Genomic DNA, 16818 nt, shown 5'->3' with positions numbered 1-16818 from the left:
GGGTCGAGATTTGTGGCGATGGCACAGCACGGTCAGTCGTTGTCGGTGACGGCGAGTTCGATCATCATGGCGAGTCGTTTGCGGGGGTCGTCCAAGCCGAGGTTGGTCACCTCTGCCATCTTGCGCAGACGGTTACGGACAGTGTTCTCGTGCACGCCGAGCTGCGCGCCCGCCTGGGCGGGGTCGCCTTGGGCATGCAACCAGGCGCGCAGCGTTGCCACGTACTCGGTGGAGTTTGCGCGGTCGTGGCGGCGCAACTGCGACACCGGCCCCCGTGCGGGGATACGTTCAGAAAGCCCCGCGGCGCGCAACCGTTGCAGCAGGATCTCGTCCCACGACTCGTCATAGGCGGGGGGCACCGCATCCGCTGAGCGGGCCTCGTGCAGCGCCAGACATTCGTCGGCCTCTCGGCGTGCCAACGCCAATTCCGTGGCCCGGGCGACACCACTGATGCCGGCCAGAACCGTTATCTGCGCAGGCAGCGCCGCCTGTAGCTCGCTTATCCAGCGTCGTGCGGTCGCCGCCTGATCGGCGGGCAGCACGGTGTAGATGGTGTCACCGACCAAGGCGCTGCGGCTCGAACGGGACCAGCCGAATCCGGTTGTCGCTCGCTCGAAAACCTGGAGCAGCGCGGCGTGCTGCTCGTCGGCGATTCGTGCGCGCAGCGCGATCGCCCGTAAAGTCTCCGGCGCCAACCCCAGCCTGCTGGCCACCGTCGCCGCGTCCGCGGCGCCCTCCAGCAAACTGATCACCAGTTCGGATTCCACCTGACGTTCCAGGTCCGCGCTGGCCCGCGACCGCAACAGATGCAGGGCCACCGTGTGCGCGCCGTCGGCCAAGGCGATCCGTCGAGCCCCGTGCAACGGTGCCGGGCACGACACCCATACCGAGCCCAGCAATTGCCGGCCCACGCGCACGGCCACGACCATCCGCCCCGTCACACTATGTTCTTCCTGCGCGGGAACGAACAACGGTTCCTCCGAGGCCGCCAAATGTGCGAAGACACCACGCGCGTCGAACAAGTCCCGCAACCACTGCGGCATTTCCCGGCTCAGGATCGTCTCGACCCGTGCGGGGTCGAGGTGCTGCTGCGGCCTCGAATACGCCAGCACCCGAGACCGGCGGTCCTCGATCGTCACCGCACCCCCGACCGCGTCGGCCAGACTGTCGGCCAAGGCGAACAAATCGGTCGGGCCGCGACCGGCCTCGGTCTCGCGGCCTTCCAGCACCATTCCATAGACCACCGCAGCCACCTCGCTCCAGGTCACCGCAGGATCGACCACCATCACCGCCACCCCCTCGATCTCCGGCTCGTCCGCGGTCTGCTCACCCCCACGGACGAGCGCGACAACAGCCCGCGCCGACACCGCCCAGTCCACCACCTCCGACACTGAGCGTGCCCCGATCCCCAGCAGCACATCACCCACTTCCGTGGGGTCCTGATCGGCCCCGTGGATCACCACACTCCGCAATTGGGTGGACCGTGGAACCGAACACAACCGCAAACGGATCCCATAGCCACCCAGTACGTTCGCCAACCGGTCCAACGTCACCATGAGCCGCTCCTGTGTCGAACCAGAGGTGCAGTGCAATCAGGCGGACGACAGAAGTTCGCGGACAAGGAAGTCGGACCATTTCGTCGAGCGGTCCATCGAAATGAACACCAGCGCGAGTCGGCGACCCGCTTCGCATCGACGAGATGAGATTCCCACTGCCGCGCCCTGTGCGACATAGCCTCTACCTGTAGACGTCGGCGATACGTATGGCGTGGCTGCGTTTCCGCAGCCAACCTGGGTCGCGTCGTAGCCTGTCACTTTCTGGGGGATCTGCCCGTTCGTGCGACGATATCGGCAAGTACGGCTGCTTCGCTGATGTCGGTGTTCTTGGTGCCGGTGAGCAATGTGAGTTTGTTCTGGCCTGCCAGTTCGCGCAGGTGGGCGAGCGCTTCGACGCGCTCGGGTTCGGTCAGTTCGTCGCGGTAGCGGCGGGCGAATTCGTCGAAGAGTTCCGGGTCGTGGCCGTACCATCTGCGCAGTTCGGTGGATGGAGCGATCTGTTTGCACCATTCGTCGAGGTGGGCCCTGGTTTTGCTGACGCCGCGGGGCCAGAGCCGGTCTACCAGGACACGGGTGCCGTCATGCGAGGTCGGGTCGTCATAGATTCTGCGGATTTGCACATCGTGTCGAGTCGACATCATCGATCCCCGGTTTATCGCTGCTCGAGTTGGCGGGTTTTGGTGTGTAGTGCGGTCAGCACATCGGCGAAGGAGGCGTGGAAACTGGCGACTCCTTTGGTTTCGAGGGCGCGACCGACATCGTCCATGTCGACTCCGAGGGAGGCAAGCTCACGCATGACCCCGGCGGCTGCCTGAGGTGCGCCTTCGGTGTCAACGCTGCGGGTGAGCGTGCCGTGGTCCAGGAAGGCCGCGATGGTGGTTTCGGTCAGTGTGTTGATGGTGTCGGGGCCGATGAGACGGTCGACGTATTTCGTGTCGGGGTAGGCGGGATTCTTGGTGGACGTCGAGGCCCACAGCGGCTTCTGCGGGTGCGCGCCGTGAGCGGCAAGGTAGTCCCATCGTGGGCCGGTGAAGCTGTCGCGGAAGATCTGGTAGGCGAGTTGGGCTTGCGCGATCGCGGCTCGCCCCCGCAGCGCGAGCGCGTCGGTGGTGCCGACGTGTTCGAGACGGTGGTCGACTTCGGTGTCGACGCGGCTGACGAAGAACGACGCGACGCTGTGGACGGTGGCGGGGTCGCCGCCGTGTGCGGTGAACGTCTCCAGGCCTTGCAGGAAGGCCTCGATCACCTGCTGGTAGCGGGCCAGGGAAAAGATCAGGGTGATGTTGATACCGACGCCTTCGGCGATCATCGCCGTTATCGCCGGTATTCCTGCGGCCGTGGCCGGGATTTTCACGAACACGTTCGGGCGGGCGACCCGCTGGTGCAGCATGCGCGCCGCAGCGATTGTTGCGTCGGTGTCATCAGCCAGTTCCGGTGCGACCTCGACAGAGACGAATCCGTCGGTACCGCTGGAGGCGTCGTAGGTCGGTCGCAGGACGGTCGCCGCATCGAGGACGTCATCGACGACCAACTCCCAATAGGCGTCTTCGACGGTGGAGCCCGCGGCGATGAGGGCGGCGAACTGGTCGTCGTATGCGTCGGAGGCTTCGATGGCGCGAGCGAAGATCGTCGGGTTGGCCGTCACGCCACGGATCCCATCGGCCACCATTGCCGCGAGAACACCGTCACGCAGGTAGGGACGGGTGAGGTTGTCCAGCCACGGGCTTTGACCGTGTTCGGTGTAGAGCCGAACCAATCTGTTCATCGCTGCTGCTCCTGCCCGGAAGACACGTGGAGTCCGCAAGGGGACCGAGCGGGGGGATCGCCCTTCTGCAACCCGGGACGGCCGAGTTCCGCACGCAGCAAAAACGCCATCAACCCGCTGCCGAAGAAAAACGAAAACGACGTGAACAGAGACATGATCCCCAACTGCTTGGGATCGGTCGTCGTGACGAACTCGACGATGTAGGAGCTCTCGAGGCCGACCCTGCGCGGATACGGCCTCACGACCAGACCATTAGCCTCGACGGGCGTCATAAGCCCTCCAGCGGTTGTTCATCTCACCGATTGCGCCTGCGGAGTCTCAGCGGGGACAGCACCGCGGCCGGGCCGCGCGGACGCTGCCGAGCACCGGTCACCGGTCACCGCGGCCGGGCCCTTGCCACATATCGAACGGTACGCGCCCGACCGACCAAACTTTTACGATTTGCGTTGGGCGAGCACATCATGGGTTCAGGCGGTATCGGCAGGCCCAGGATGGCAGCGGGCGCTCGATGTGAGGAAGGCGCCGACACCCTGGGTGGGATCCTGGCGATTCTGCGGGCTGCCGACCCCAGCAGATCCCCTTCAACCGGCGATAGGATTGAAGTCGCAGTCCGCGACTACTCGTTGGCGGGGCGGTGAGATGTGGGGTAAGCGCAAGGACATGATTGTGCGGGGACGGCTGCCGTTCAACGCCGAGCCGCCGCCATCGGTGCTGGCGAGCAGCGAAATCACCGCGGTGGACGCGTTCTATGCGCGCAATCACGGTCCATTCCCCGACATCCCCACCGAGCAGTGGCGGTTGGGCGTCGATGGCCGGGTGGACAATCCGCTCACCGTGACCTACGACCAACTGACGACCGGTTTTGAGCAACACAGCGTGGTAGCGACGCTGGCGTGTGCCGGCAACCGGCGCGCTGAACTGCTGGCGGTGCGCCCGATCCCCGGCAAGGAGCCATGGGAGCACGGCGCGATCTCGACCGCCGAGTGGGTCGGGCCCAGGCTGGCCGATGTGCTGCAGGCGGCCGGGGTGGACCACGATGACCGTCTGCACGTCGCATTCGCTGCGCCCGACGTGGCCCAAGAGGCCCGGCCGGTCCAGTCCTACGGCAGCTCCATCCCGCTGTCCAAGGCGCTCCGCGAGGAGGTGTTGTTGGCCTGGCAGATGAATTCTCAGCCACTTCCGCGCGCTCACGGTGGCCCGGTGCGTGTGGTGGTGCCTGGCTACATCGGGGCTCGCAGCGTCAAATGGGTCACCGCCCTCACCGTGCAATCCATGCCATCACAGAACTATTTTCAGGCCTTCGACTACCGTATTCTTCCGCCCGAGGCCGACCCAGAGGCGGTCGCACCGGGCGAGGGCATCTCGCTATCGTCGCTGGCGCTCAACTGCGACATCCTCGTGCCCACCGAGGGCGATCAGATTCCGCGTGGCTCCCGTACCGTTCGTGGATGGGCAATCGCCGGCGACGGCCACGGCATCGAACGGGTCGACGTCTCCGTCGACGACGGCCGCAGCTGGCGGCAGGCCGACCTGCACCCCGCACCCAGCCGGTGGGCGTGGCGGCCGTGGTCACTGACCGTCGACATGCGACCCGGGCCACTCAACATCACCGCTCGCGCCTGGGACGATGCCGGAGCCACACAACCCGAATGCCCAGCATCCATATGGAATCCCCGCGGATACGGCAACAACGCCTGGGCCCACATCAAACTGACGATCCTGTAAGTGAGCGTCTGACAACTGTGTTAGATGCGGGCGAAGCGGCGTGACATGACGGCGATCATGGCGATGCAGATCATGGCTTTGTGGTGGCCGGGGCGGGATTCGTAGTCGCGCTTGCGAACGATGCGGCTCCACCCACAAGGTCGAGGTCCACCACTCGAGAGCATTGAAGGACCTCAACCCGAAAAGCCGGAAATCACAACCGGATTGGGTCAAGCAGATGGCGGCTCGTCGCGGCAAGACCCGCCTCGTCTGCCGCGCCTGCCACGCCGCATGCCCAACTGGCAGGCCACGATGAGCACTGGAGAGCAAGCCGCCACGGAAATCGGGCACGGCTGGTTCGGAGGGGGCCGTCGGAAAAGGGCCAGAACCACTGGCACCCCCGCCGCGCGGCCGACCCATCGGCCTGGATCAGCAAACACCGCCGCTGCGTCCCTAGCGATTGCGATTCGGCACCGGCGACTATTTCGCAGCGCAGCGGGTCGCGACCTTCTAGCCGGAGGTCACCATCGCCTTCACCGTCGCTGACGAACGGCAGTGTCACGGACCGCTGCCGCTGTCACCGTTCTCGTATTCGCCGTACGGGGGGGAGCTGAGCGTCACGGCTGCTGATTCCGGACCGTTCGCAGCCAGTCCCCGATCGCGACGAGATCTGCGTCATCGAGACCGCGGACGGCATCGACGAGGTGGAGCAGAGCATGCCCGGGATGGTTCGCGCTCACCCAGTGCCGGTCGGCATCGGTGATCTCGTCATCGATCCAGGCGAATGGGCGTCCGGCCGCCCAGTCCACCAGATTTCGTGTCTTCCAGTGCAAGCCGATCCGCCGGTCTTCTCGATATTGACGTTCGTCGGTGGACCGCGACCACGCGACCCGCGGCAGCGGCGGTAGTCCGATCCGCGTCGCGATCTCCGTATTCGCCTCCTCTTCCCACGCAGTCGCCCAGACGAGCACACACGGCAGCGCCGAAAGCGCAAGCCCGGCCGCGCGTTTCAGCCCCGCGAAGTGCCACTCCGGATCCGGAATCGGGGGTCGCGGGCGTGGATCCCCGCCGATCGGCAGCAGCGGTCCGTCGATATCCAGGAAAAGTAGGGGGAGGGCCGTGCGGTCGCTCACCCGCATCACCTGCCGTCGAGCGAGCCGATCAGTATCCAACCGGCGACGCCGATGCACAAGACGCCTAACGCGATCTCTATGCCGAGACCGACCCCGGGCCGCAGGCCGTAGGCCAAGGCATCCGTCGTCATACCTACCGGCACGAAGCCGATGAACATCCAGGCGAACGTACGGAAGGCGAGCATGAACAACCCGTCCCACCAGCCGAACAACAGTCCCCACAGCAGAACACCGAGGCCGAAAAAGGCCAGGAACAGCCAGTAGCCGAGCGTCTTACCGGACTTCGGCAGGAACCACTCGCTCCCGTCCGTCACCTCCACGCCGACGACCTCCCCGCGCCAGAGTCGCAGTGTGGCCGGTTGTCCCTCCCGTGCCTTACCGTAGAAGCTCGACGACACCTCGCAGGTCTGCCGGGACCCGTCGGTCCGCTGCCAGGTGACCTCGTAGTGGGTGGTCGTGGTCGTGCTCATGTGGCCGTTGGAGTCGGTCTCCGTCGTCGTCGTGGTGTAGGTGCGCCGCTCCGCAATGGAACCCCGCTCACTGGCCAAACAGTCGCCCGCACTCGCCCCGCACCCCACGGCCGCCCGGAACTCCCGGGTCTGCCGGTATGGGCCAGCGGCGGAGGCGAGCGCTATGACAAGCACACCCAGACCGAGCGCGACGACGATCCACTGCGGAAGAGAACGCCCACACAAGGATCCTCCGTACGGCAGTCGACGGAGCCTCACAACCCACCCCCACACGATCCCGCGCAACGTCGCGACCATGTCCGCCCCTGCTCGGTTCGGCCACTGTTCATCGGCGCACCTCCAGTGAAAGTCATTGGCATCGACCTCCTTACAGGAAACAACCACCACGCATGCCGAAAGGTTGGGCCGCCCGTTGCGAGCCATTCGCCCCGCGCAGCCCAGCCGTCGAGCGGGTCGCGACCTTCTACCCTGAGGTCACCATTGCCTTCACCGTCGCCGACGAACGGCACTGTCACGTGCCGTTGCTGTTGTCGCCAGCGGAGCCCCTGTCCAAGCCCAATCCACGCCGACGAATACGGTGACGCGCAAGCCCATGCCCATGCCCATGCCGACACCCACGGTGACACTTCCAGGGACCGTCGTCACGATCGCCGCACCGCCCTGGCCGCCCACGAAGTCTCACGGCCAACCGGAAAAGCGGTCGACGTGTCAGAAATATTCATGCGGCGACGTTCACGTTCCGTCACCACAGTCACCGATGCCCGCAGGGAACACATGGATACAGCTGTCCTGGTTGCGCGCGGCGGTGACCCGTCGCGGGGGCCGTGGCCGGCGTCGACGGTGGAGCGGTTCGAGCCGATCGCGGCGAAGCGTGCCGAGGAGTGGCCGGTGTGGGGGCATCGCAAGATCGCGGCGTTGATGCGCGCCGACGGCTATGAAGTTGTCCACGTCGACAGTGGAGCGGGCGCTGCGGCGTCGCGGGCTGCTGCCGCCGCGGGGATATCGCGCCGACCGCAAGTCGTGGGCCATGTTGCGGCGCAAGGTGTTCCATGACCCGCCCACGGACCGGAACCGGGTGTGGCAGACCGACTTTGCCATGGGCGGATGTTCGGCCGTCAGGCACGCCCAGCTCGTCCGTCGCGATCGCTGATGGCCGACTGTCGCGATGGTGGCATCACGGTTGCACGATCTGGACCAACTGCTTGCCGAGGTTGCCGCCCTCGAAGACCGCGCGCAACGCGCTCGGTGCGGATTCCAGTCCGCTGCTTACGGTTTCGGCGATCGTAATGTTTCCCTGGTCGTGCCAGTCGCGCAAGGCTGTGAAGGCTTCTGGGAATCGGTCCACATAGTCGAGGAAGATGAAGCCTTCCATGCGTGCTCGATCGAGGGCCAGGCGCATGTAGTTCCGTGGGCCGTGTGAAGGGTCGGAGCCTTGATAGCCGGACGAGATGGCTCCGGCCAGCACGACACGAGCGTGGCGTGCGAGGTGCGCCAGACCACATTCGAGGATATGACCACCGACACCGTCGAAGAAGACGTCGATGCCGTTCGGGGCCAAGCGGGTCAAACAGGCGTCGACGTCGTCGTGCTTGTAATCGATGGCGGCGTGCAAGCCCGCACAATCGGTGATCCACGAGCATTTGCGCGGGCCGCCCGCGATCCCGATAACCGTGCACCCTAACGCTTTCGCGATCTGGCCCGCGATGGATCCGGTCACGCCGGCTGCGGCCGATACCAGCACCGTCTGACCCGGCTCAGGGCGACCGACGTCCGTCAGGCCGAAGTACGCGGTCAGGCCAGGTGCTCCGAACAGGCTCAGCATGAGCGTGGGCGGCACACCGTCGGGAATCACGTTCAGCCCGAACAATCCGCTTTCGGACGCCCTAGCGTAGTCCTGCCACCCCACCATTCCCGCAACCCAGCTTCCGACCGGATAGCGCGGATCATTCGAGCGGACCACCTCGCCGACACCGCTACCACGCATCACCGCGCCGACCGGTACGGCGTCGATGTAATTGTCGGCCTCGTTGAGCCAGCCACGCTGGGTGGGATCAATACCCAGGGAGTGCACCCTGACCAGGGCTTCCCCCGGCCCCGGAACCGGCACAGGCCCCGTTCGCAGCTCGAAATCCTCGTCACGCAAAGCGCCCTCCGGCCGCCGCCGTACGACCCACTGCCGATTCACCACATCCGCCACCGGGCGATGCTAGTTCACCGTCCACATCGCCTTCGAACCATTTATCGTCCCGGTCAACTCATACGAAACTCGGCACTACCGGACATCCTGCGGCGCAGTCGATCTCACCGTGACGACCGCTCAACCAACGGCAATACAGGACGTTCCCTTCGAGGACAGGAGACCGCCGTCTCCCGTAGGGAACGGAGTGACAGTACGTTGGTGGCGCCGAACAGCCCAGGACGCAGGTCGCCCGCATCCAATTCGTTCATACTCGCACTGTCAGCAGCTCCGAATCGGTTGATGAATTGGCCGATACCCTCCGTTCCGCTGCACGCGTGCGGATCTGGAATTGGCCACCGCACCCTCGAAGCCCGTTATCGGATGTCTCGAGTCTGCCGACCCAGGTCGGTCAGCCTCCGGAATGCCGTGGTTTGCGCACGGACGGTCAGAACGATTCCATTCCGATGCCGGTCAGCAGTGTGGTGATCACCGACGCCGCCGAAACCGGGGACGTTCGGCGGGCACCGCCGGGAAGGAGCGCTGCCAGCACCTCGTCGTGGCAGATCCCGACCAGGATGGTGACGGTGGCGTCGAGATCCGCGTCGGGGGCCAGGCGCCCGAGATCGCGTTCGGCGTGCAGGTAGTCGGCCAGTACGTCGCGCCAATCGCGTTCGCGGCCTTGGGCCGCACCGAATTTCGCCAGAATCGCGGGCTGGGCGAGCAGGCCGACCATGACCGGGAGGATGGCGCGGTGCAGGGCCAGCCCCTGCTGCAGGTAGGCGGTCAGGTTGTCGGCCACCGAGGTGGTACCCGGCGCGGGCAGCGGCGGCAGTCCGCGATGCACGGCGTCGACGTGGGCGCGCAGCGCGGCCGCCAGCAGTTCCTCCTTGTCGGCGAAGTGGTTGTAGAGCACACCGTCGGCGACCCCGGCGGCCCGCGCGATCGCACGCACGGTCAGGCCCGCGCCGCCCTGCTCGGCGAGCAACCGCTCGGCCGTCGCGATCAGATGCTCGCGCAGGTCGGAATCGTCGCGATCGCGCAGGACCGCCGCCTTTCTCGGTGACATACGACCCTACGGTAGCGGCGTCACCGCGGTGACCAGCCAGGCGGTGGCATTCAGATGCACACCGGCGGGACGGGCGAATGGTTCCAGCGCACCGGCGATCGCGGTCCGTACCCGGTCGTCGGTAGCGAAGTCGTGCCTGCCTCGGTGATACCGTACCGGGCCCCAGTCCATGATGAACTCGGCGGCGTCGGCGATGTCGCGGCCCCAGATGCTGTCGGCGACGATGTGCTGCGCCCGGACCGCGGTGAAACCCGCGGCGGAGAGCAACTCCCGCACCGCGTCGGGATCGGCGAATCCGCTGAAGCCGTGCCCGATCTCGAAGCCCGGCAGGTGCACCGCTGCCGCCCCGAACACGACCCCGATGTCCGAGTCGGCCAGCGGCGGCATGGACACGAACGCGAGCCGACCACCGGGCCGCAACGCGCGGGCGATGTTGGCGAAGGCCGCTACCGGGTCGGCGAAGAACATGATGCCGAACCGGCTGAGCGCCACGTCGAATTCCGCGTCCGGGAACGGATGGACCTGCGCGTCGCCCTGCGCGAAGGACACGGTGCCGACCCCCTCGGCGAGAGCGCGTTCCCGCGCCCGGGCCAGCATCGGCCCCGACAGGTCGATCCCGGTCACCGCGGCCGCGCGCCCCGCCGCCAGCCGCGTCAATTGTCCGTTACCGCAGCCGATCTCGAGCACTCGGTCTCCCGCGCCCACCTCGGCCGCGGCCAGTAGCGGCTCGTTGAATCCACTGTTGACCGCGTCGTATCGGTCGTAGTTCGCGGCCCAGTGATCACCCTCGTATCCGTTCCAGGCCTCGGACTGGGCGGTGTTGACGATATCGGTCATTGCATCGATCTCCTCACATGCATTATGAACACACATTCATGAACTTATGTTCATAATGCTCCGGAGCGGCCACCGAGTCAACCGGCGCTGGCCTTGTTCACCAGTGCACCAATCGCGAAGTGCGGGCGATGATCTCGTCGGCCAGCCAGTCCACCTCCGCGAGTCGCGACAGGTCGGCCAGGATGATCTGTGGCGCGTGTCCGCTCACGGCTGTGACCTCGGCCGCGACTGCTGGGCGTTGATCGCGGCCGAGGTCACCTCCAACCGGGGCCCTCGCGTTCATTCGGCACGCGACTGGACCACTGCGGTTCGTCGATATTGGCACTTTTCCTTGCAAGTTCGGAAATATATGGTGCATCCGTACGAGGAAAGAAATCGCGGACCGGGTGGGCGAATTCTTGTCCACCGCGCCGGGAAACAACACCGTCCGATCCGGTGCACGACCGTATTCCGAGTGCCTCGTCCATGATAGAAATCATAATTGTCAGGATATGAATATGGTCGGATCCGAACAGTGGTACGGCGGCAGTAATTGTGACAGGCTTCGCGCTATTACGGCCGAAGTGCTCGAGATGAACATCGATGGTGTGGACGTGCGGGCGCATTTCTACGAGGATCTGGGCGCTTCCTCGCTGGAAAAGGCCGAAATACTCGCCCGTATAGAACGCGAATTCTCGGTTACGCTTTCGGACGGTTCGATCGCGCGCCTGGATTCACTTGGCGACGCGTTGGCGGTCGTCGAGGGCTCGGGTGGGGTGCACCGGTGAACCTCGTCGAATTCTTCGTCGGAAGTCACCTCGATTCGCCCGGAAAAGACGCGCCCGCCTATATCGATTCCGATATCGGCGAGGTCGGTTACACCGAGCTGTTCCGGGCTGCGGGCGCATTCGCGAATCTGCTTTCCGACAATGGAGTCGTGCCGGGCAGCCGGGCCATGGTGTTGGCGGACGACTCGGTTGCCACGGTGGTGGCGGTGCTCGGGCTGTGGTGGCACGGCTGCGCAGCGGTCCCGGTGAATCCGGCGCTGTCGGACAAGGAGATCGGGTTCATCGCGGCCGACGCCGGGGTGAAGTTCGGATACGTCGACGTCCCCGGGACGCGTCGCAACAGACTTGCCGCGGTGCTGCCGGATATCGGGCAGCTCGACGGGGACCAGATCCGCGAGTCGGTATTGCGGCAACGGCGCTCCGGCGAGCGGGCCGCGCTGCCGCCGCAGCAGCAGTGGCTGCCCGATCAGGAAGCCCTGGTGCAGTACACCTCCGGCAGCACCGGCGTGCCGAAGGGGGTCGCGCATCGGGCGAGCGCGCTGCAGTGGGTGCCCTCCGGGTTCGGGCGGATAGCCGCGCTGGCTCCCAGCGACACCGTGCTGTCGACGGCCAAACTCTCATTCGCGTACGGGTTCGGCAATTCCCTGTTATTGCCGCTGCGCGCGGGTGCGACGACCGTGCTGCTCAACGGCGGCGTGGACGCCCAGGTCGTCGCGAGCGCGCTGCGCCGCCACCGTCCGACCGTGCTGTTCTCGGTGCCGCGCCTCTACGCCGCGCTGGCCGAATCGTTCGAGGACCCCGACAGTAGGCTGCGCCTGGCGGTCTCGGCGGGCGAAGCGTTGCCTGCGGACCTGAGCGAACGGGTCATGCGGCGACTCGGGGTTCCGCTGGTGAACAGTCTCGGGACGACCGAAGCGCTGTACATCATGCTGGCAACGACACCCACCGAACCGGGTCCCGGCACCATCGGTGTGCCCGTTCCCGGGGTGCGGGTCACGGTGCGCGACCAGGACGGCGAGATTCTCGAAGGTGACGAGGTGCAAGGCCGCCTGCACATCGCGGGCCCATCCATCGCGGCCGGGTATCTCGACCGGGCGGAGGCGACGCGGGAAACCTTCGCCGACGGCGGCGCGTACACCGGCGATATTGTCCGGCGTGCCCGCGGCGGTCCGATCCAGTATGTCGGTCGAGCCGACGACTTTCTGAATCTCGGCGGCTACAAGGTGGCGCCTGCCGAGATCGAGAGTGTCGTCCGCGCTCTCGCAGGCGTCCGCGATTGCGCCGTGGTCGGGGTGTCGGACGGCCATGGGCTGCAGGAGGCGCTGCTTTTTGTCGTCGCGGACAGTGACCGGGAGCCCGGTACCGTCCGTCGCGCTGTCATCGCATGTCTGCGTGCCGAACTCGCGTCGTTCAAGCGTCCCGGCCGCATCGAGCTGGTCGATGCCCTGCCGACGACATGGACCGGCAAGCTCGCGCGAAACCGGCTCCGGGCGATCGGAGCGAACTGATGGCCTGGGATGTCACCGGGATGGCGGCTGTCGCGTCCGTCGGGGAGACGCCCGACGCGATCTTCGAGTCGCTGTGCGCACGGCGGAGCGGGATCTCGAAGCTGCGTGCGTTCGACGCGGCGAAATACCGGACGTGCCACGCGTACGAGGTCGACGACCGCACGGCAGAAGGCGACCGGCCGTTCCGCGCTACCGAGTGGCTGCGCGCCGTGATCGAGGCGGCGCTGGCCGACGCGGACCTCGCGGCGGCTGCCGAGCGGTATCCGGTGGTGGTCGGAACCACCCTGCGGGAACAGCGGTCCGCCGAACTCTGGTGGCGCAAAACCGGCGGAAAGACCGGGGATGTGCTCGATCCCGATCGACTCGACTTCTCTGCCGCCTTGCGGGACCTTCCCCAGGTCGGACGTGTGCACACCGTTGCCTGTGCCTGTGCGGCGTCGCTGTATGCGCTGGGAATGGCGACCGACATGATCGAACTGGGCCTCGCCGAGACCGTGGTGGTCGCGGGCACCGACTCGATCACCGAGAGCGCGTTCGGCACCATCGACCGCGTTCAGACCAGGACGCCGCAGGCGCTGCGTCCGTTCGACGCCGCGCGCGCGGGCATGATCATGGGCGAAGGCGCGGTGGCAGTCGTCGTGCGCCGGGCGGGGACCGACACCGCACCACACGCACGCCTGCTCGGTATCGGCATGAACTGCGACGCCCGCCATGCCACGGCGCCGGACCGGGACAGCATCCGCGAGGTCATCGCCGACGCCCATAAACGGGCCCGCATCGACGCCGCCGATGTAGACCTGGTGATGTTGCACGGCAGCGGAACGCAACTCAACGATGCCGTCGAAGCGTCCGTGCTGACCGACGTGTTCGGCGGGCCCGCCGCGCCACCGGTGATGACCGCGATCAAGTCGATGACCGGGCACACGCTCGGCGGGTCCGGGCTGCTGAGTCTGATCGTCGCGGCCATCGCCATGCGGCGCGGGCTGGTGCCACCGATTCTGGGTCTCACCGATCCGATCGCCGAGGCGGCTGGGCTGCATTTGGCTCGCGACGTCGTGCGGGCGGACCCGGCCGTCGCGCAGATCGACTCGTTCGGCTTCGGTGGCATCAATGCGGTCGCCGTGATCGGGAAGGGGACGCGATGACGAGCCGGGCGGTCGTGGTCACCGGAGTCGGCCTCGCCGTCACGGGCTTGCAGACCGCTGCCGATCTGCTGTCGACCGATCCGGTCGAGCCGGGAGCCGGACCGGCACCCGACCTCACGGGACGGCACATGCGACACAAGGACCGTGCCTCGCGACTGGCGCTGCGCGCGGTTGAGCAGGCGCTCGCCGACGCGAGCCTGGCCATCGACTCGACCGACCGCGCGGACACGACGACAGCCACCGTGGTCAGCTCCAACTTCGGCAACCTCGACAGCGTCTGCGAGTTCACCGACCGGATCGCCGAGCAGTCAACTGCCGCACTCAGTCCGCTGGGTCTGCCGCATGTGTCGTCCAATGCCATCGCCGGGTGGATCGCGATCCGGCACGGGCTGCGCGGACCGAATATCACCCTGTGCAGCGGGCGCGCCAGCGGGTTGGACGCACTATTGTGGGCCGCAACGCTCATCGGTGCGGGTCGGGCCGACGCTGCGGTCGTCGTCGGGGTCGAACCGGACACCGGACCGGTGCGCAGCTTGTTCGGACCGGGTCGACGGGTCCTCGACGGAGCCGCAGCGGTGGTCCTCGAATCGGAAGCGCACGCGGCGAATCGGCAGGCAATCGTCCGGGCGTTGGTCGGCGGTGGTTACCACAGCGACGGTGTCGATCAGGTGGTCGCCGCCATCCGCACGGCGGCCCGCCCGCCGCGATTGTGGCTGACACCGGCGGATGTGTCGCCGGAATTCGGTTCGCCGATTCGGGTCCTGGATCTGACCCGACGGCTGGGGGAGTGCTCGGGGGCGCTCGGAGTGCTCCAGTGCGTGGTGGCGGTGGCGCAGTTCGACGGCGGCGACCGGAACCCGGTGTACGCCACCTGTGGCGATCAGCACGGCGGCGAGGTCATGACCCTACACCTGCGCGCGCCGCATGCGGCGGCATCCGTTCCGGTCGGACGCAGCGTCGGAAACCGCGAGTTCGACCTGGAGCAACGATGACAAGAAGCATCCCCGAGCGGGTGGACCCGGAGGACCTGCGGCAATTGGTGGCGCGCGTGTTGGAAGTGCCCGCCGCCGAAATCGGTGACCACACAAACTTCGTCGACGAATGGAACGTCGATTCGCTGCTCGAACTCGAGCTCGCGACACGCATCGAGGAGCGCTACCGCATAGCGATTCCGGAGACCGAGCTCGCTTCGCTGACATCACTGGCGAATGTCCGCGAACTCGTCGACCGCATGCTCGGTGCGGACCCGAATTCCTGAAGATGGAGAACCAAGTGACCACCCCGGAATCCGTCCGAATAACAAGCGCGGTCGATCCCGTGACCGCGGTGTCGCGGCTGGCCGGCTCCGGCCGCTTCGGTGACCACGTCGTCTATGAGCGGCCCGGTCGATGGGTGTTCGCCGCCGACCCGCTCGGCCGGGTCGAGCTGGACACCGACGAGCTGCGGGTGAGCGCAGCCGGAGCGTCCACTCGCGAACGCTGGACCGGCAGACCCGTGGACGCGCTGGAGCGAGGGTTCGACTCGCTGCGGGTGGCCTGCGGCGCAGGAGCCTCCGGCACCGCCTACGGCTGGATCGCCTTCGAGTTCTGCGCCAATGCGTTCGGCGCGCAACGACACCTCAGCGAGCGAACCAGCTTGGCACATATGATCATTCCGCGAATCGAGGTGACGGTCACCGAATCGGAGGTCACCGTCGACGGCGCGACCGCCGCCGATGTCGAGGTGATCGAGCAACTGCTGCGCTCACCGGCCGAGCCGCTGCCGACACCGCACTCGGTCGACGTGCGCACCGACGTCTGCGGCTACCGTGCACGGGTCGCGACCGCTGTCGCGGAGATCGCCGCGGGCGACTACCAGAAGGTGATCCTATCTCGCCGGGTCGAGCTGCCCTTCCGGGTCGACCTGCCTGCCAGTTACCGCCTGGGCCGGGCACACAACACACCCGCCCGGTCTTTCCTGCTGCGGCTCGGTGGGCTGGCCGCGGCTGGATTCAGCCCGGAGTTGGTGGTGTCGGTCGACGACGAGGGTGTCGTCACCACCGAACCGCTGGCGGGTACCCGGGCGCTGGGGCAGGGCGTCGCGGCAGACCTGGCCGCCCGCAATGAGCTGGAGTCGGACCCGAAGGAGATCGTGGAACACGCAGTGTCGGTGCGAACGTCGTTCACTGAGGTCGCCTCCATCACCGAACCGGGTTCCGCGGCGGTGACAGACTTCATGACGGTCCGCGAGCGCGGCAGCGTCCAGCATCTGGCCTCCACGGTGCGTGGCAGGCTCGCTCGGCACCGGACCCGGTGGGATGCGCTGGACGCGTTGTTCCCGGCGGTCACAGCGTCCGGAATCCCGAAGCGGGCGGGTGTCGACGCCGTGTTCCGTCACGACGCTGCCCGCGGACTGTATTCCGGTGCGGTGGTGACACTTTCGGAAATCGGCGCACTGGAGGCGACTCTGGTGTTGCGGGCGGTGTACCAGGACGAGGACGCGGCGTGGCTGCGAGCGGGCGCCGGTATCGTGTCCCAGTCGCGGCCGGACCGGGAATTCGAGGAAACCTGTGAGAAGTTGGGCAGCGTCGCTCCGTATCTGGTGCCCGTGGTCTCTCGTGGACCTGGGTCTACTCCGCGATCACCGATGGTGACGGGTGGCTCGCGCCACCCGCGGCGTTAGGGAATCGTCGAGTTTCGCATCCGGCGT

The 16818-nt window shown here is 66.7% G+C and carries 19 protein-coding genes; 10 read left to right on the top strand and 9 right to left on the bottom strand.

Annotated features, from left to right (window positions below; all coding sequences use genetic code 11):
* Positions 1 to 32: 32 nt before the first annotated feature.
* The 4 genes from ACIBJI_RS32945 to ACIBJI_RS32930 all read right to left on the bottom strand — a co-directional run bounded on the left by ACIBJI_RS32945 (position 33) and on the right by ACIBJI_RS32930 (position 3593).
* Positions 33 to 1556: a helix-turn-helix domain-containing protein gene (locus tag ACIBJI_RS32945; protein ID WP_364352758.1), complete on the bottom strand. Its 1524-nt coding sequence runs from the start codon at positions 1554 to 1556 to the stop codon at positions 33 to 35.
* A 254-nt stretch (positions 1557 to 1810) separates the two neighbouring features.
* Positions 1811 to 2194 (bottom strand): DUF488 domain-containing protein, encoded by a 384-nt coding sequence (locus ACIBJI_RS32940; RefSeq protein ID WP_397087215.1) that lies wholly within the window; start codon positions 2192 to 2194, stop codon positions 1811 to 1813.
* Between the two features lie 14 nt (positions 2195 to 2208).
* Positions 2209 to 3321 carry a transaldolase gene (gene tal / locus ACIBJI_RS32935; protein WP_397087213.1) on the bottom strand — a complete coding sequence of 371 codons (1113 nt, stop codon included), beginning with the start codon at positions 3319 to 3321 and terminating at the stop codon, positions 2209 to 2211.
* Positions 3318 to 3593, bottom strand: coding sequence for a hypothetical protein (locus ACIBJI_RS32930; protein WP_364352767.1), 276 nt, complete (start codon positions 3591 to 3593; stop codon positions 3318 to 3320). Before ACIBJI_RS32930 ends, tal begins: the two co-directional genes overlap by 4 nt.
* Positions 3594 to 3960: 367 nt before the next feature.
* Between ACIBJI_RS32930 and ACIBJI_RS32925 the strand changes: the two genes are divergently transcribed.
* Together ACIBJI_RS32925 and ACIBJI_RS32920 are read left to right on the top strand one after the other, a co-directional pair.
* Positions 3961 to 5046 carry a sulfite oxidase gene (locus tag ACIBJI_RS32925; protein WP_364352978.1) on the top strand — a complete coding sequence of 362 codons (1086 nt, stop codon included), beginning with the start codon at positions 3961 to 3963 and terminating at the stop codon, positions 5044 to 5046.
* Positions 5047 to 5143: 97 nt separating this feature from the next.
* Positions 5144 to 5341 carry a hypothetical protein gene (locus tag ACIBJI_RS32920; protein WP_397087239.1) on the top strand — a complete coding sequence of 66 codons (198 nt, stop codon included), beginning with the start codon at positions 5144 to 5146 and terminating at the stop codon, positions 5339 to 5341.
* A 301-nt stretch (positions 5342 to 5642) separates the two neighbouring features.
* On the opposite strand, the gene ACIBJI_RS32915 is transcribed toward ACIBJI_RS32920, so the two are convergent.
* Both ACIBJI_RS32915 and ACIBJI_RS32910 read right to left on the bottom strand, forming a co-directional pair.
* Positions 5643 to 6158, bottom strand: coding sequence for an HAD domain-containing protein (locus ACIBJI_RS32915; protein WP_396956931.1), 516 nt, complete (start codon positions 6156 to 6158; stop codon positions 5643 to 5645).
* Between the two features lie 5 nt (positions 6159 to 6163).
* Entirely contained in the window at positions 6164 to 6853 is a 690-nt protein-coding gene (locus tag ACIBJI_RS32910) for a hypothetical protein (protein ID WP_397087211.1), read from the bottom strand.
* Positions 6854 to 7017: 164 nt separating this feature from the next.
* Between ACIBJI_RS32910 and ACIBJI_RS32905 the strand changes: the two genes are divergently transcribed.
* Positions 7018 to 7209 carry a hydroxyisourate hydrolase gene (locus ACIBJI_RS32905; protein WP_397087209.1) on the top strand — a complete coding sequence of 64 codons (192 nt, stop codon included), beginning with the start codon at positions 7018 to 7020 and terminating at the stop codon, positions 7207 to 7209.
* Between the two features lie 193 nt (positions 7210 to 7402).
* Positions 7403 to 7681: a hypothetical protein gene (locus ACIBJI_RS32900; protein ID WP_397087207.1), complete on the top strand. Its 279-nt coding sequence runs from the start codon at positions 7403 to 7405 to the stop codon at positions 7679 to 7681.
* A gap of 121 nt (positions 7682 to 7802) precedes the next feature.
* Here the strand turns inward: ACIBJI_RS32900 and ACIBJI_RS32895 are convergent, their stop codons facing one another.
* The 3 genes from ACIBJI_RS32895 to ACIBJI_RS32885 form a co-directional block, all read right to left on the bottom strand.
* The gene (locus ACIBJI_RS32895) at positions 7803 to 8825 is read right to left on the bottom strand and encodes an NADP-dependent oxidoreductase (RefSeq protein WP_396956936.1); all 1023 of its coding nucleotides are present in this window, start codon (positions 8823 to 8825) and stop codon (positions 7803 to 7805) included.
* 427 nt (positions 8826 to 9252) lie between these two features.
* Positions 9253 to 9873 carry a TetR/AcrR family transcriptional regulator gene (locus ACIBJI_RS32890; RefSeq protein ID WP_397087205.1) on the bottom strand — a complete coding sequence of 207 codons (621 nt, stop codon included), beginning with the start codon at positions 9871 to 9873 and terminating at the stop codon, positions 9253 to 9255.
* A gap of 6 nt (positions 9874 to 9879) precedes the next feature.
* Positions 9880 to 10710: a class I SAM-dependent methyltransferase gene (locus tag ACIBJI_RS32885; RefSeq protein WP_397087203.1), complete on the bottom strand. Its 831-nt coding sequence runs from the start codon at positions 10708 to 10710 to the stop codon at positions 9880 to 9882.
* A 497-nt stretch (positions 10711 to 11207) separates the two neighbouring features.
* Here ACIBJI_RS32885 and ACIBJI_RS32880 point away from each other — a divergent pair, with 497 nt between their 5' ends.
* Genes ACIBJI_RS32880 through ACIBJI_RS32855 form a run of 6 tightly spaced genes read left to right on the top strand, consistent with a single transcriptional unit; the run spans position 11208 to position 16791 of the window.
* The gene (locus tag ACIBJI_RS32880) at positions 11208 to 11477 is read left to right on the top strand and encodes an acyl carrier protein (protein ID WP_396956939.1); all 270 of its coding nucleotides are present in this window, start codon (positions 11208 to 11210) and stop codon (positions 11475 to 11477) included.
* Complete coding sequence (locus tag ACIBJI_RS32875) at positions 11474 to 12985, top strand: AMP-binding protein (protein WP_397087201.1); 1512 nt, start codon at positions 11474 to 11476, stop codon at positions 12983 to 12985. The genes ACIBJI_RS32880 and ACIBJI_RS32875 overlap by 4 nt, the downstream gene beginning before the upstream one ends.
* Complete coding sequence (locus ACIBJI_RS32870) at positions 12985 to 14130, top strand: beta-ketoacyl synthase N-terminal-like domain-containing protein (protein ID WP_397087199.1); 1146 nt, start codon at positions 12985 to 12987, stop codon at positions 14128 to 14130. Before ACIBJI_RS32875 ends, ACIBJI_RS32870 begins: the two co-directional genes overlap by 1 nt.
* Complete coding sequence (locus tag ACIBJI_RS32865; protein ID WP_397087197.1) at positions 14127 to 15122, top strand: beta-ketoacyl synthase N-terminal-like domain-containing protein; 996 nt, start codon at positions 14127 to 14129, stop codon at positions 15120 to 15122. Before ACIBJI_RS32870 ends, ACIBJI_RS32865 begins: the two co-directional genes overlap by 4 nt.
* Entirely contained in the window at positions 15119 to 15388 is a 270-nt protein-coding gene (locus ACIBJI_RS32860) for an acyl carrier protein (protein ID WP_397087195.1), read from the top strand. Before ACIBJI_RS32865 ends, ACIBJI_RS32860 begins: the two co-directional genes overlap by 4 nt.
* Before the next feature lie 2 nt (positions 15389 to 15390).
* Positions 15391 to 16791, top strand: coding sequence for a salicylate synthase (locus ACIBJI_RS32855; RefSeq protein ID WP_397087193.1), 1401 nt, complete (start codon positions 15391 to 15393; stop codon positions 16789 to 16791).
* Positions 16792 to 16818: the final 27 nt, after the last annotated feature.

Origin of the sequence: Nocardia sp. NPDC050408 (assembly GCF_044458905.1) — a bacterium.
GTDB lineage: Bacteria > Actinomycetota > Actinomycetes > Mycobacteriales > Mycobacteriaceae > Nocardia.
The sequence above is the reverse complement of the archived record's forward strand: the minus strand, read 5'-3'. Positions and strand labels throughout refer to the sequence as shown.

Excerpts from the sequence above, each read along its gene's own strand:
- ACIBJI_RS32945 (WP_364352758.1), bottom strand. The coding sequence starts at position 1,556 with ATGGTGACGTTGGACCGGTTGGCGAACGTACTGGGTGGCTATGGGATC.
- ACIBJI_RS32940 (WP_397087215.1), bottom strand. The coding sequence starts at position 2,194 with ATGTCGACTCGACACGATGTGCAAATCCGCAGAATCTATGACGACCCG.
- tal (WP_397087213.1), bottom strand. The coding sequence starts at position 3,321 with ATGAACAGATTGGTTCGGCTCTACACCGAACACGGTCAAAGCCCGTGG.
- ACIBJI_RS32930 (WP_364352767.1), bottom strand. The coding sequence starts at position 3,593 with ATGACGCCCGTCGAGGCTAATGGTCTGGTCGTGAGGCCGTATCCGCGC.
- ACIBJI_RS32925 (WP_364352978.1), top strand. The coding sequence starts at position 3,961 with ATGTGGGGTAAGCGCAAGGACATGATTGTGCGGGGACGGCTGCCGTTC.
- ACIBJI_RS32905 (WP_397087209.1), top strand. The coding sequence starts at position 7,018 with ATGCCGAAAGGTTGGGCCGCCCGTTGCGAGCCATTCGCCCCGCGCAGC.
- ACIBJI_RS32900 (WP_397087207.1), top strand. The coding sequence starts at position 7,403 with ATGGATACAGCTGTCCTGGTTGCGCGCGGCGGTGACCCGTCGCGGGGG.
- ACIBJI_RS32890 (WP_397087205.1), bottom strand. The coding sequence starts at position 9,873 with ATGTCACCGAGAAAGGCGGCGGTCCTGCGCGATCGCGACGATTCCGAC.
- ACIBJI_RS32885 (WP_397087203.1), bottom strand. The coding sequence starts at position 10,710 with ATGACCGATATCGTCAACACCGCCCAGTCCGAGGCCTGGAACGGATAC.
- ACIBJI_RS32880 (WP_396956939.1), top strand. The coding sequence starts at position 11,208 with ATGGTCGGATCCGAACAGTGGTACGGCGGCAGTAATTGTGACAGGCTT.
- ACIBJI_RS32870 (WP_397087199.1), top strand. The coding sequence starts at position 12,985 with ATGGCCTGGGATGTCACCGGGATGGCGGCTGTCGCGTCCGTCGGGGAG.
- ACIBJI_RS32865 (WP_397087197.1), top strand. The coding sequence starts at position 14,127 with ATGACGAGCCGGGCGGTCGTGGTCACCGGAGTCGGCCTCGCCGTCACG.
- ACIBJI_RS32860 (WP_397087195.1), top strand. The coding sequence starts at position 15,119 with ATGACAAGAAGCATCCCCGAGCGGGTGGACCCGGAGGACCTGCGGCAA.
- ACIBJI_RS32855 (WP_397087193.1), top strand. The coding sequence starts at position 15,391 with ATGGAGAACCAAGTGACCACCCCGGAATCCGTCCGAATAACAAGCGCG.